The organism is Synechococcus sp. R8-2 (assembly GCF_047461715.1).
GTDB lineage: Bacteria > Cyanobacteriota > Cyanobacteriia > Thermostichales > Thermostichaceae > Thermostichus.
Map to the genome: position 1 here is coordinate 1 of NZ_JANSHQ010000259.1, position 12,158 is coordinate 12,158.

Below are 12,158 nucleotides of genomic sequence, written 5' to 3' on the forward strand. Positions count from 1 at the left end.
ATTGACTAGAGTCATGCTCCTGACCGTCCTGAAGACTTCCTTCCAGATCACCCTGGCTCCCCTGTTCATCGACCGTGTCCACCAAGAGGCCTCCCATCCGGGCAATGGAGCTGTGGTGGTGATGAGCGGCACTGTTCGAGACAACACCAATGGCCGCCCTGTCGATTACCTGGAATACCAAGCCTACGAGCCCATGGCTCTGAAGGTCTTCGCCGATATTGCCCGACAAATTCAGCAGCGCTGGCCAGATGCCAACAGTGTGGTCATCCACCACCGCATCGGCAAGCTGCGCATTGGCGAGATCAGCGTCTTGGTGGCGGTGGGCACCCCTCATCGGGCCGAAGGGTTTGCTGCCTGCCAATTTGCCATCGACACCCTCAAGCACAACGCCCCCATCTGGAAAAAAGAATACTGGCGAGATGGCACCAGCGCCTGGGTGAGCCTTGGCGCTTGCGAGCTCTCTTCGGCATAGATCCCCCTACACCATACCCACTTGCTCAGCCAAACCCAATTGCTGGCGGGCTGTTTGGCAATCTTGCTGAATTTGCTGAATCAAATCTGCCACCGTGGGAAATCTCCGCTCTGGGCGGATAAAGCCCCGTAGCGCCACCCGCACCTCTTGCCCGTAGAGATCTCCTGTCCAATCCAATAGATGCACCTCGACGGTGTGCTGTAAACCGGCAAACGTGGGCCGATGGCCAATGTTCATCACCCCAGGTAGAGCTGCCGCAGCAGCAGGCACATCCACCCAAACGCTGTACACCCCATCGCGGGGCAAAAACTTCTCCGGAGGCAAGCGGAGGTTGGCGGTGGGAAAGCCCAGTTGTCGGCCCCGCTGATCCCCTTGCACCACTTCTCCCGTTAGCCGGTAAGGACGACCCAAGAGCGCTTCGGCGGTGGACACCTCCCCAGTCGCCAAGGCAGCTCGAATGCGAGAGCTGCTCACCCGTTCCCCGTTCAGTTTCGCCTCCGGGATCACCTCCACCGGAATGCAGCGCTCGGATCCCCAAGCCTGGAGCGTTTGGGCGTTGCCGGAGCGACGGTGACCAAAGCAAAAATCCCAACCGACGCTGAGATGGCGAACGCGCAGGCCCTGTTCAAGTACCGTTTGGATGAACTCTTGGGGGGGCTGGCAGGCAAATGCAGGGGTGAAGGGGAGCAGTACCACCTGCTCAAAGCCCATTTGCGCCAACAGATCCAGCTTTTCGGCAGGGGGAGTGAGCAACAGCTGAGGCCGCCTCGTCAAGACTTCCTGGGGATGGGGATGAAAGGTGAGGACAGTACGTACCCCCTGAAGAGAATCTCGAATCGGCTGCAGCACCTTCTGATGGCCCAGATGTAAGCCATCGAAGTTCCCGATGGCCACAGCGGTGGGTCGCAAGGTTTGAGCCAGATCAGAAGTGATGTGCACTGTCCGGGATCCTAAAAACAGCCAACCAACTGCCTACCCCAGAGGCCACAGCAGGGCCACCAACCCACTCAAGCCCACTACGCCCCACAAGCTCCGTCGCAGGCGCTGCAACACAGGATCAATCTGATACCTGACAATCAGCCGATGCTGAGCCAGCTCCTCTTCTGACTTGGCATACATCGCCCCATCGTACCAGCCACTTTCTTCATAGGGAATCTGGGCTTGTACCAAGCGCCGCCGCACATAAGCCCATCCCAAGTAGAGATGGAGCAACACCAGGCCGAGCAAGACATTGGCCCCCAGCACCGACCCAGAGACAAAGTGGCCCCAATCTCCGGCAAAGCTGCTCCAAACCAGCGGGGAAACCGCCAGCACAACAGCTCCCCAAACCCCAAAGATTCGTTTTAAGTAAGGGATCCACTCCAAAGCGGGCCAGGAAAAAGGAAAGGCCTCCCTCAGCTCTGCATACTGCCGGAGCGGCTGCTGCTCAGGGGGGATGGGATGGAAGGGATCCAGCATACGCCTTAACGTATCTACACAAAATGATACCGGTCGGGTCGGCCCCCCGCCAAGCCCATCCTCAGACCTCCATCTCCCAGCAGAGGCGGCTCAGAAATCGAGCCCGGATACCCCCCATCAACCGAAGGCAAGCGGGGTATCGTATTAAAGTGTGGTCGCGTCTAGAATTCATCTCATCATGAGCGTCACAGGCGAATCTGCCGCCACCGCCGCGCCCTACGTGATCTTAAAAGAGCCGGATGGCAGCCAGAGGAAACACATTCTCTCGGGAGCGACCGCTTGGACCCTAGGCCGCGATGAAGACAACGCCATCGTCTTGAGCGATCCCAGCGTTTCCCGCCAACATGCCCTGCTGCAATACCTCGACAACAACAGCATCTATCTCATCGATCTGGGCAGCCGCAACGGCTCGTTTGTCAACAATCGCCGCGTCAGCATTCCCACCCTGCTGCAGGATGGGGATCACCTCACCCTTGGACAATCCCAGCTGGAGTTCCACAGCGGATCCCTGGCCAGCTCAGAACCCAGCCCCGCGGCCAAACCTTCGGACACCCTGGTTTTACAAACCCGCTGGCTGATCTCGGTGGCGGTGGTCGATGTGCGAGGTTACGGACAACTGACTCAACAACTGGACGAGCGCCTGCTTTCCCAGGTGATGGGAGATTGGTTCCGGCGGGGTGGGGATATCATTCAGCAGTACGGGGGCACTGTCGATAAATACATTGGCGATGCGATTATGGCCGTTTGGTTCCATGTGCCCCAAGCCAACACTGCTTCTCTGGGCACGGAAGTGCCGGGAATTCACCTCGATGTGAAGTCGGTTTTGCAGGCCATAGCGAAGCTGTTTCAAATGACCGAGCAACTGAACGGTGAGTTTCCGCTGCCTTCTCCCATTCGTCTGGGGGCAGGGGTTAACACAGGCTCGGCAATCGTGCGCCAGGTGGGCAACAACACCCGCCAAGAATATACGGCTCTGGGAGATACGGTGAATTTGGCCTTTCGCATCGAGAGCGCTACCCGCACCCTCAACGCCGACCTGGCGATCAGCCAGGACACCTATACCTGCTTGGCTAAACAGCTGGGGCAGGCAGCCGCCTGCTTCTCCCATCAGGCTGTGGAGCTGAAGGGGTATGCCCACCGCCATCAGGTGTACTACTGCGATGTGCGGTCTTTGCAAGCCGTTCTCAGCCCCTAGACTTGGATCCGACTACCCGGAGATGTCTTGCCGCTGTCTGCTGTCTGACAGAGCAAGGTGGGGGATCCCGCTGTTCTTTTAGAACCTCCTGCTGCTCCTTGAGCCGATAAGATGGCAAGGCCCATTTCGACTGCACAAGAGCCTGGCCCATGACTCTGGTCAATCGCCCCGAGGTGGTGGCAGAGCTAACCGAACTCTACCATCAGTACGAAGCTGCCCTGACGAGCAATGATGTGCCCACCCTGAACCGCCTGTTTTGGGATGGCCCCCAGGTGGTGCGCTTTGGTGTGGGGGAAAATCTCTACGGGGGAGACGAGATCAAGGCTTTTCGCCAACGGCGTCCTCCCACGAATTTGGCCCGCGAGATGCTGCGTTTGCAGGTAGTCACCTTTGGGGCGGATTGCGGCTCGGTCACCTTAGAGTTTCGCCGTCCGGTGAACGGGATCCCTCGCTTGGGCCGCCAAAGCCAGATGTGGTACAGGTTCCCCGATATCGGCTGGAAGATCGTCTCTGCCCACGTGTCCTTTTTGCCGGAAGATCAGGGGGAAATGCTGCGCAAAAGCTGCGGATCCACCTCGCCCACGTAGGTATTCAGCCCAATGGCCGTGGCGATCAAAGCCCCATCCACCTCCACCCGCCGATACTGGGAGATGGCCTCTGCCAGGGGCACATCCACCACCCGCCGATTTTGCCAGGCCACCATGCGGTCGTATTTGCCTTGGGCGATCAAGTCCACAGCAGCCACCCCAAAGGCTGCTCCCAGCAGGCGATCCAGAGGAGAGGGCGTACCTCCCCGCTGCAGGTGGCCCAAAACCATAACCCGCGTCTCGATGCCGGTGCGCAGGGCGATCTCGTTGCCGATGTAATGGCCAATGCCGCCGTAGAGAGACTGCCCCAGGCTGTTGGTGTGGGTCACCGGCTCCCCCGACTCGGTGCGAACCGCCTCTGCCACCACCACAATGCTGAAGTTATTGCCTCGCTCTTTGCGGTCGCGGATTCTTTTGCAGACATTCTCCAGCTTGTAGGGAATTTCCGGGATCAAAATCACATGCGCCCCCCCGGCAATGCCGGCGCTGATGGCAATGTGGCCAGCATCCCGCCCCATCACCTCCATGACCATGACTCGGCTGTGGCTGATGGCCGTGTAGGTGAGCTGATCTAGGGCTTCCACAGCCACGCTCAGAGCTGTGTTGAACCCCACCGAATACTCGGTGGCACCGACATCGTTGTCGATGGTCTTGGGGATCCCGACAAAGTTCCAATCCCCCTGCAGGGCCAGTTGCCGGAGAATGGCCAAGCTGCCATCCCCCCCCACCCCGATCAGCGCATCCAACCCAAGCCGGTGGTAGCCGGTGATCACCTCTGCCGAGCGATCCACCAAGCTGCCGTCGGGCATAGGGTAGGCGAAGGGGTTGCCTTTGTTCACGGTACCCAAGATGGTGCCGCCGTAGCGCAAAATGCCGGAAACCCGCTTCACATCCAGCAGCTCCGCCTCCACCGGTCGAGCCATCAGTCCTGCCGTCGCATCTTTGATGCCATAAACTTCCATGTCGTAGTCGCGGGCCCGCCGCACCACCGCTCGAATCACGGCGTTGAGGCCGCCACAATCGCCGCCGCTGGTGAGGATCCCGATTCGCTTACGTTTGGGCATAGAGCTCTAGTTAAAGAAAGGTGAACATCCTGAACAGAGATAAGGGTCTATATCGCTTGCAGAGAATCCCTACTCAATCGCAAACTACGGATGTGATCCAGTCGATCATTATCCCAATTATCTTGGTTCAATCAGCTCTGGAGAAACACCTTCTGGTTGGGGGAGTGCTGAAAAAGAAGAAATTGAGGGATCCATACAGCCCAGCAAGATCAGGTCAGCTTGCGCTCCCGGTGGGGTTTGGGGTTGGCGATCAAGCCCAGCCGTTAAGTATTCTTCACAAAAAGGATTAAGAAACATTGCCGCACAAGCTGCCGATTAGGAAAGACTTCGATATCTCTGAGGATAGATCTTTTCAATCAAAAAGACTTGGGAGCAACAATCCACTCAAAAACTGAAATTATTTGTTAAGCAGGGATGATCAAAACCTGGTCAACCCGATGATAGGGATGAGGATAGAGATAAGGCATCCAGTCTGATTTGGGAGCAGTACCATGACTCAAACCATTGCCCAGTGTGCTCTACAAGGGGCCTCAGAGTTGCTCAGCCGCTACCGGCAGGGAGAGCGCCATTTTCCCCAGTCCTGCTTGGAGTATGCCTTTTTGAGGGGGGTCGATCTGCGAGGGGCCAATCTCGAGGGATCCGATTTGCATGGGGCTAACCTGCGCTACGCCAACCTGCGGGGCAGCAATCTGGCAAAGGCCGACCTGCGCTGTGCCGACCTGCGCTATGCCGACCTTGAGGGAGCCTGCTTGGAAGGGGCCAATTTGAGGGGATCCCTCTACAATCACAGCACCTGCTTCCCGGTGGGGTTTGATCCGGTGACGGCAGGGATGCAGCCCTTTGAATTTTGATTGGGGAAGGAGAGGGGATCCCTGAGCCCTCAGGCCAAGGGAAAGCGCTCCCGCAAATCTCGAATCACCGGAGCGGGCACCAGATGATCGATGGGGCCGCCCAGCTTGGCGACCTCCTTCACCAGGCTGCTGCTGACAAAACTGTGCTCGCTGGCGGTGGCAAGGAACAAGGTTTCCAGTTCGGGAGCCAGCAGCTTGTTGGTGTGGGCCATTTGCAGCTCCACATCGAAGTCCGACAAAACTCGCAAGCCGCGCACGATCACCTTTGCCCCCCGTTGACGGGCGTAGGCCACCGTCAGACCTGAAAACGTATCAACTTCAACATTTTTGAGATGGGCTGTGGACAGGCTAATCTGGGCCTGCCGCTGCTCGGGGCTGAACAGAGGGGTTTTGTTGGGGTTTTTCAAGACGGCGACGATTACCTTGGAAAAAAGACGGCTGGCCCGCTCGATAACATCGAGATGTCCAAGGGTAATCGGGTCAAAGCTGCCGGGGTAGAGGGCGATCATGGCCAACCTCGTGCTATTCCTCACCCTACCTGGTCTCGGGCCCAAGCCAAATAGGTTGTGCTCACTTGAGTGGCTGCCAGAGCCAGGATCTCGGGCTCAGCGTAGGGGTGCAGCTCTCGCAGCCGTTGTTCCAGGCGGGGGTAGGCAGTTGCGGGCAATTTGAGCAGGATGAGGAACTCGGCATCGGTCTGCAGGGATCCCTGCCAGCGATAGTAGGACGTGATCCCGGGCAAGACCTGGGCACAGGCCACATAACGTTCGGCCACCAAGGTATGAGCCAAGCGATGGGCCTCGGTTTCGGATCCCACCGTGGTCATGACAACCGCGAGGGTATCGGGTGTGGTCTTATCGTCCATGCGGGGCGGGGAAGTTGTTAGCCGGGCGGTTTCTCCCTATCCTATCGCCCGCCGGGCTAGGCGTTCCTAGCTCACCGAGGGCTTGGCTTTCCCAAAGTAGGGTCGCTTCTGGTGCCAGCGCCAGGCAGTTTGAATGATCTCGGCCAAGTCGGTGTAGAGAGGTTTCCAGTTGAGATCGCGAAGGATGGCACCGGCATCGCCCACCAAGCGCGGGGGATCCCCAGGTCGACGTGCTCCCATTTGCACCGGGATCCGCTTTCCGGTCACGGCTGCTGCGGTGGCAATGACCTCTTTGACGGAAAAGCCTTGGCCATTGCCCAGGTTGTAGGCTGCTGGTACGGGTCGGCCAGAGGCCAGCGCTTCTACCGCCAACACGTGGGCTTGCGCCAGGTCGGTGACGTGAATGTAGTCGCGGATACAGGTGCCATCGGGGGTATCGTAGTCATCTCCAAAAACCGTGATGTGAGGACGTTGGCCTCCGGCGACCTCCAACACCAAGGGGATCAAGTGGGTTTCCGGGTCGTGGGCCTCCCCAATTTCACCATCGGGATCGGCTCCGGCGGCATTGAAGTAGCGCAGGCTAATGGATCGGATCCCGTGGGCAACCTGGAAATCTTGCAAGATCTGCTCCACCATTAGCTTGCTCTGGCCGTAGGGGTTGATGGGACGTTGCGGATGACTTTCGGGAATGGGAATCCGCTCTGGCACCCCATAAGTGGCACAGGTGCTGGAGAACACTATGTAAGGGATCCCGTGATCCCGCATGGCCTCCAGCAAGTTCAGGGATCCGGCCACGTTGTTGCGGTAGTATTTGCCGGGATCCTTCACCGACTCGCCCACATAGGCATAGGCAGCAAAGTGGATCACCCCTTCTGGGCAATAGTGCTGGATGACTTGATCAAGCCGCTGGCGGTCGGCGAGATCCCCAATCTCCAACGGCCCCCAGCGAACTGCCCAGGGGTGCCCGTAAACCAAGTTGTCGTAAGTGATGGGCAGATGGCCAGAGGCCGCCAGAGCTTTGCAAGTGTGGCTGCCGATGTAGCCCGCCCCGCCGGTAACCAGGAGACGCATAGGCAAACGTCAGATGGAAGATCCCACCCAGGGTAAAGGTTGTCAACGGGATCCCTTCAAGCTCCAAAAGCTTCTTTGGCGGCGTACATGACCTCCACACTGATCTCGGTCAAGCCTCGTTCGCGGGCAAATTTTTCGGTGTTGCGTTTAACCTTGCCGCGCACAAAGCCGGGCACCTTGTTCAGCTCCGCCTGGGCTTCCCGCGTCCAGACGAGGTCGGAATCGGCGCTCAGGCTCTTGTGAATCACCTCCTTGGTGTCGTGGCCACCGAAGATTTCCAGCAGATGATCCTCCATGCCCAGGGTAAAGGAGTTGTAGATCAAGTCCACAATTTGGTTGGCGCCCTCATAGCCCAAAAAGGGCCGGTAGCCGATAGGGAAATCCTGCACGTGGATGGGGGCCGAGATGACCCCACAAGGGATCCGCAGCCGTTTGCCCACATGCCGCTCCATCTGGGTGCCGAAAATCGCAGCAGGTTCCGCCTGGGCAATCGCATCCGCCACGCGGGTGTGATCCTCCGTCATCAAGATCTGATCGCAATACCCTCCCACCTCTGCCTGGAACCACTCCCCATCGTAGGTGCAATAGCTGCCCGCCCACACCACGTGGATCCCCATCTCGCGGGCCAAGATCTTGGTGATCGCTGCCGCGTGGGTGGAATCCCCGAAGACCACCGCTTTTTTGCCGGTTAGGTTTTGGCAGTCGATGGAGCGGGAAAACCAGGCCGCTTGGGAAATGTGCAGGGTTTGCTCCTGGATGTAGGCTTCATAATCGACAGGGATCCCTTGCTCGTTTAGGATCTTCTGGATCTGGCGGATGAAGCGAGCCGTTTCCACCACCCCCATCGGGGTGATCTCAATGTAAGGCATGCCGAATTCCTGCTGCAGATAGCGAGCTGTCATCGGCCCCAGCTCCCGATAGGGCACCACATTAAACCAAGCCCGCCCCAGGTGTTTGAGATCGTGGACACTGGCCCCTTGCGGGATCACCAGGTTGAGCTGGATCCCCAGATCCCGCAGTAGCACCTTCAGCTCCCGCAGATCATGGGCATTGTGAAACCCTAGGGTGGAAATGCCAAGGATGTTACAGGAAGGCCGCTCCGTCTTTTGGGGCAGGCCGTCTAACTCCCCGCTTTTGCAAGCTTTGGTGATGTAGAACTCCACAATCTGGTGCAGGGTGCGATCCGCTGCCTGCAATTCGTTAACCCGGTAGTGGTTGACATCTGCCAGCACCACATCGCAGCGACTGGCCAACTGGGCCTGCCGGACAAAGTGATGCAGATCTTCCTGCAAAATGCTAGAGGTGCAGGTGGGGGTGACGACGATCAGATCCGGCTGCTCCTCGCCGTCTTTGCGGACGATGTTGCGAATCACCTTTTCGTCGGATCCCCGCGCCAACACCTGCCGGTCAACGACGCTGGTGGTTACCGGAGTAAAATCCCGCTCTCGCTCCAACATGGAACGCATCACGTTGAAGTAGTCGTCCCCAAGGGGGGCGTGCATGATGCTGTGAACATTTTTGAAAGAACTGGCCACCCGCAGCGTGCCGATATGGGCAGGGCCAGCGTACATCCAATAGGCCAATTTCATGGGCAGCCTCTCAAGAAAGCCAGAGACAAAATCAAGGATCCCAACCCACCGCCGGATGTGCACCCGCTGGGAATCTCTCCTGGCATTGTAGAACGCTCAGCAGCCGGCATCCCTTGGCTGTCATCCTCCGTAACTCCCAACCGAGACGCTCCCAAGCCAAACTCGATCAAAAGAAAAACAACCCTGCCAAGGCAAGTGTGATTACGGGGATCCCCCTACTCCGCCCAAAGGGCTTGTTCCATCCTAGAAATAGGAGCGATGGATACCCATCTGGCTCCAGAGCCCAAGCTGAGGAACTTCAGGGATCCTGACAGGGAATCGGCTGGTGGACAAGAGCAGAGGAGTTTTTGTATTTTTCGTTACATGTTAACTTTTGGAGACAAAACATGTAGCTCTACAACGTTGAGCAGAGATTCTTGTTTACAGAAGCAAGCTTTCCGTTGGAGAAGGCAGACTAACAGAGGGAAGAGAGATGGCTGATGTTTCCCTGAATACAAGCTCGACACAGAGAATTGTCGATGGCTAGTAATTTTGCGCGCCGTAACCGACCAAAGGCTGCTGCTTCTTCAAAGGTTGAGGTGAAAGCTTATGGGTTCCACAACGATTTCTTGGCAACGTGCTCGCAAAGCTCCTCAGGAGCTGCCTGGTTCCATGACTTCTGTGCTTTTCAAGTCCACGGGTCGCCTGCGCGACTGGTTGCAGGCTCCGTTGCGTCCCATTCAATCGGCTATGGATAACTTTAGCATCCGCGATCCACGCTTGGCCCATTTCCTTTGCCAGTGGATCCCGGCCCGCTGCCCCTTTGAGCGAGATGTGGTGCTGTTTGGCCATAAGGTGATGCACATTCCGCCCATGTGTAAGCTCAACCCCCTCTACGACCAGGTGGCAGGGCTGCGCTTCCGGGCCTTGTCGTTTTTGGCGGAGCGAGGAGAAGACATTAGCCGTTACCTGTAAGGCAGCTTTTTCCACTAAATCTTTTTTCAAGGGATCCCTGGCCATCCAAAGCCTGCTGCCAAACTCCGGAGCGGATCCCATTAGAAGCGGGTCTCAAACTCGATGGAAATGACATTGTTGCCCTCGAGGTCGGTGCTGGCGCGGGTGAGGGTTTGCTCGTTGAGGCGGTAGCGGGCGCTGTAGCGGGTGGGCTGAAAGGGATCCGTTAGGTTGCGCTGCACCGAGATGGAAGTGGCTGGCCCCAGATCGCGGGCCACCTCCAGCGCTAGCCCTATCGAGGAGCGGTTGGCAGCGCGGCTATCGACCTGGGGGACGGGGCTAATGCGCACCTCGTCTAGGCCCAGGGTGTCCCGCAGCGTGTCCAGCACATCGTTGAGCAAGGCAGTTCCGGCCAGGCCGGCCACTCCGGCTTCGGGGTTGAGGCGGGCCAGAGCTGTGCCTCCCAGGAGGGCGACGATCTCTTCGGGGGAGCGGCTGGGGCTGCTGGAAAGGGCCAGAACCCCGTTGCGGGGATCCGCCTCAGCCAGCTGGCTGGCCCGCCCGTTGACCGTGGCGAAAATCTCGATGCTCTGCTGGGATCCCGGCAGGTTGCGGTTGGTGTCAAAGGGGGAGAGCTCTTGGGGAAAGCGATAGACCTCGATGGCCTGGGTCATCAAGCGCAGGTTCAGGAAGGGATCGAAGGGGTTGTCTAGGTCAAAAGTGGCGGTATTGGAGCGGGAGCGATCCAGGCGAAAGTTGGCAAGGGGCAGGTTGACGCGGCCTCGCTCTAGGGCAATGGTGCCCGCTGGGCGCAGATCCTGGGGAGTGCCAAACAGGCGCAAGGTGCCGGCAGCATTGAATTCAAACAGATTGGGACGCTGCACGCGGATCCCTGGCCCCAAGACCAGCTCCAGTCCGTTGAGCCGCGGCTGCCAGAAGGGATCCGGCGAAGTCGAGCCGGCGGCAGCTGTTGCGGCCTCAGGTTCTGCCCGGCGGGGGCTGACATCCACGATCCCTTGAGAAACCTCCAGCCGCCCCTCGAGCAAAGGTTGCAGAAGCAGCCCTCTGACAGCCACCTCGCCGTCCAGATGGCCAGTGTAGAGGCTGGGCAGGTTGAGCTGGATCCCTTGGAGTTGCAGAGTTAAGGGTGGCGAGGTTTCGTCCATCTGCAGGGCACCGCGAGAGTTGACGGGCAAAAAGCCTTCAGCCAAAAGGGATCCACCCCCCAACTGTCCCCGCAGCTCCTGGACTTGCAGCTGATTGAGGTTAAAGGCGATCTGGCCTGTGAGGTCGGTAATGGGCTCCGGCAGGGCTGCCAGCTTGAGGATCCCCGAGTTGACGCTCAAGTTCCCCTGCAGGCTGGGCTCTCGCAAGGTGCCGCGGATGGCCAGCTCCAGTTGGCTTTGGCCGCCTTCCCAGCGCACCTGGTCGGTGAAGAGGTTGATCAGGCGCAGACCGCCATGCTTGGCTTGCAGGGTGAGGTCGATCTGGTCGGATTCGGCCCGCACCTCGGCAAAGGGCAGGGTGTAGGGCACCAGGCCAAAGAGGCGAATGGGTTCGTCACCATTGGCCAGCAGGGCGCCGTCCAGGCGCAGCTGCCCCCGCTGGTAGTCAAATTGTCCTCCCACCTCCCGCAGCGGCACCTGGTTGATCTGGGCGTTGACCACTGTCAGGGATCCGCGGGCATGGGGATCCCGCAGGTTGCCGGCCAGCTCCACGTCCAGGTTGAGATCCCCCTGCAGCTCCAGCTCCTCTGGCAGGAAGCGGTCCAGCAAAGCCAGAGGCAATCCTTGGATTTGCAAGGATCCCGACTGTTCCTCTAGGCCCAGCTTGCCCACAAAAAGGGCTTGACGTTCGCCACTGCGCAACCGCAGCGGCTCCAACACCACTGCATCTCCAGCCAGGCTGCCCCTGGCAGTAAGGCTTTCGATGCCAAACTCCTCTGCCTGCCAATTCTGGCCCTCAAGGTAAAAGCTGACGCTAGGCCGGTTGAGGCTGCCGACCAGGCTAACGCTGGCTTGGAATTCCCCTCGCAGACTCGTGGGCGGCGGGAAAGTGCTCCGCACCGCTGAC

General features: G+C 58.8%; 13 protein-coding genes. 5 read left to right on the plus strand and 8 right to left on the minus strand.

Annotated features, from left to right (window positions below; genetic code table 11):
• The first annotated feature begins 1 nt into the window (after nucleotide 1).
• On the plus strand, nucleotides 2–472 hold the full coding sequence (locus NW819_RS06810) for a molybdenum cofactor biosynthesis protein MoaE (protein WP_414413290.1): 471 nt from the start codon (nucleotides 2–4) through the stop codon (nucleotides 470–472).
• A 6-nt stretch (nucleotides 473–478) separates the two neighbouring features.
• Here NW819_RS06810 and NW819_RS06815 read toward each other — a convergent pair whose 3' ends face one another.
• Both NW819_RS06815 and NW819_RS06820 read right to left on the minus strand, forming a co-directional pair.
• Nucleotides 479–1,411 carry a bifunctional riboflavin kinase/FAD synthetase gene (locus NW819_RS06815; protein WP_414355748.1) on the minus strand — a complete coding sequence of 311 codons (933 nt, stop codon included), beginning with the start codon at nucleotides 1,409–1,411 and terminating at the stop codon, nucleotides 479–481.
• Nucleotides 1,412–1,444: 33 nt separating this feature from the next.
• The gene (locus NW819_RS06820; protein WP_414413291.1) at nucleotides 1,445–1,930 is read right to left on the minus strand and encodes a CGLD27 family protein; all 486 of its coding nucleotides are present in this window, start codon (nucleotides 1,928–1,930) and stop codon (nucleotides 1,445–1,447) included.
• Nucleotides 1,931–2,108: 178 nt separating this feature from the next.
• On the opposite strand from NW819_RS06820, the gene NW819_RS06825 reads away from it, so the two are divergent.
• A complete protein-coding gene (locus NW819_RS06825) occupies nucleotides 2,109–3,125 on the plus strand; it encodes an FHA domain-containing protein (RefSeq protein ID WP_414344505.1) in 1,017 nt (338 codons plus the stop codon).
• A gap of 149 nt (nucleotides 3,126–3,274) precedes the next feature.
• On the plus strand, nucleotides 3,275–3,712 hold the full coding sequence (hpxZ, locus tag NW819_RS06830) for an oxalurate catabolism protein HpxZ (RefSeq protein ID WP_414413292.1): 438 nt from the start codon (nucleotides 3,275–3,277) through the stop codon (nucleotides 3,710–3,712).
• On the opposite strand, the gene NW819_RS06835 is transcribed toward hpxZ, so the two are convergent.
• Complete coding sequence (locus NW819_RS06835) at nucleotides 3,664–4,776, minus strand: ATP-dependent 6-phosphofructokinase (protein ID WP_414332294.1); 1,113 nt, start codon at nucleotides 4,774–4,776, stop codon at nucleotides 3,664–3,666. The two genes, hpxZ and NW819_RS06835, sit on opposite strands and share 49 nt — an antisense overlap.
• A 491-nt stretch (nucleotides 4,777–5,267) precedes the next feature.
• Between NW819_RS06835 and NW819_RS06840 the strand changes: the two genes are divergently transcribed.
• Nucleotides 5,268–5,627 carry a pentapeptide repeat-containing protein gene (locus NW819_RS06840; RefSeq protein ID WP_414350044.1) on the plus strand — a complete coding sequence of 120 codons (360 nt, stop codon included), beginning with the start codon at nucleotides 5,268–5,270 and terminating at the stop codon, nucleotides 5,625–5,627.
• Nucleotides 5,628–5,656: 29 nt separating this feature from the next.
• Here NW819_RS06840 and coaD read toward each other — a convergent pair whose 3' ends face one another.
• The 4 genes from coaD to bchB form a co-directional block, all read right to left on the minus strand.
• Nucleotides 5,657–6,136: a pantetheine-phosphate adenylyltransferase gene (coaD, locus tag NW819_RS06845; RefSeq protein ID WP_011433776.1), complete on the minus strand. Its 480-nt coding sequence runs from the start codon at nucleotides 6,134–6,136 to the stop codon at nucleotides 5,657–5,659.
• 20 nt (nucleotides 6,137–6,156) lie between these two features.
• Nucleotides 6,157–6,492: a divalent-cation tolerance protein CutA gene (cutA, locus tag NW819_RS06850; protein WP_414413293.1), complete on the minus strand. Its 336-nt coding sequence runs from the start codon at nucleotides 6,490–6,492 to the stop codon at nucleotides 6,157–6,159.
• 66 nt (nucleotides 6,493–6,558) lie between these two features.
• The gene (gene galE, locus NW819_RS06855) at nucleotides 6,559–7,563 is read right to left on the minus strand and encodes a UDP-glucose 4-epimerase GalE (RefSeq protein ID WP_414413296.1); all 1,005 of its coding nucleotides are present in this window, start codon (nucleotides 7,561–7,563) and stop codon (nucleotides 6,559–6,561) included.
• 56 nt (nucleotides 7,564–7,619) lie between these two features.
• The gene (gene bchB, locus NW819_RS06860; RefSeq protein ID WP_414413294.1) at nucleotides 7,620–9,152 is read right to left on the minus strand and encodes a ferredoxin:protochlorophyllide reductase (ATP-dependent) subunit B; all 1,533 of its coding nucleotides are present in this window, start codon (nucleotides 9,150–9,152) and stop codon (nucleotides 7,620–7,622) included.
• Between the two features lie 651 nt (nucleotides 9,153–9,803).
• On the opposite strand from bchB, the gene NW819_RS06865 reads away from it, so the two are divergent.
• Nucleotides 9,804–10,106 (plus strand): Mo-dependent nitrogenase C-terminal domain-containing protein, encoded by a 303-nt coding sequence (locus NW819_RS06865; protein ID WP_011433772.1) that lies wholly within the window; start codon nucleotides 9,804–9,806, stop codon nucleotides 10,104–10,106.
• Nucleotides 10,107–10,186: 80 nt separating this feature from the next.
• Here the strand turns inward: NW819_RS06865 and NW819_RS06870 are convergent.
• Nucleotides 10,187–12,158: translocation/assembly module TamB domain-containing protein (locus NW819_RS06870; RefSeq protein WP_414413295.1), on the minus strand; the 1,972-nt coding region annotated here is incomplete at its 5' end.

Excerpts from the sequence above, each read along its gene's own strand:
- NW819_RS06820 (WP_414413291.1), bottom strand. The coding sequence starts at position 1,930 with ATGCTGGATCCCTTCCATCCCATCCCCCCTGAGCAGCAGCCGCTCCGG.
- NW819_RS06825 (WP_414344505.1), top strand. The coding sequence starts at position 2,109 with ATGAGCGTCACAGGCGAATCTGCCGCCACCGCCGCGCCCTACGTGATC.
- hpxZ (WP_414413292.1), top strand. The coding sequence starts at position 3,275 with ATGACTCTGGTCAATCGCCCCGAGGTGGTGGCAGAGCTAACCGAACTC.
- NW819_RS06835 (WP_414332294.1), bottom strand. The coding sequence starts at position 4,776 with ATGCCCAAACGTAAGCGAATCGGGATCCTCACCAGCGGCGGCGATTGT.
- NW819_RS06840 (WP_414350044.1), top strand. The coding sequence starts at position 5,268 with ATGACTCAAACCATTGCCCAGTGTGCTCTACAAGGGGCCTCAGAGTTG.
- coaD (WP_011433776.1), bottom strand. The coding sequence starts at position 6,136 with ATGATCGCCCTCTACCCCGGCAGCTTTGACCCGATTACCCTTGGACAT.
- cutA (WP_414413293.1), bottom strand. The coding sequence starts at position 6,492 with ATGGACGATAAGACCACACCCGATACCCTCGCGGTTGTCATGACCACG.
- galE (WP_414413296.1), bottom strand. The coding sequence starts at position 7,563 with ATGCGTCTCCTGGTTACCGGCGGGGCGGGCTACATCGGCAGCCACACT.
- bchB (WP_414413294.1), bottom strand. The coding sequence starts at position 9,152 with ATGAAATTGGCCTATTGGATGTACGCTGGCCCTGCCCATATCGGCACG.
- NW819_RS06865 (WP_011433772.1), top strand. The coding sequence starts at position 9,804 with ATGACTTCTGTGCTTTTCAAGTCCACGGGTCGCCTGCGCGACTGGTTG.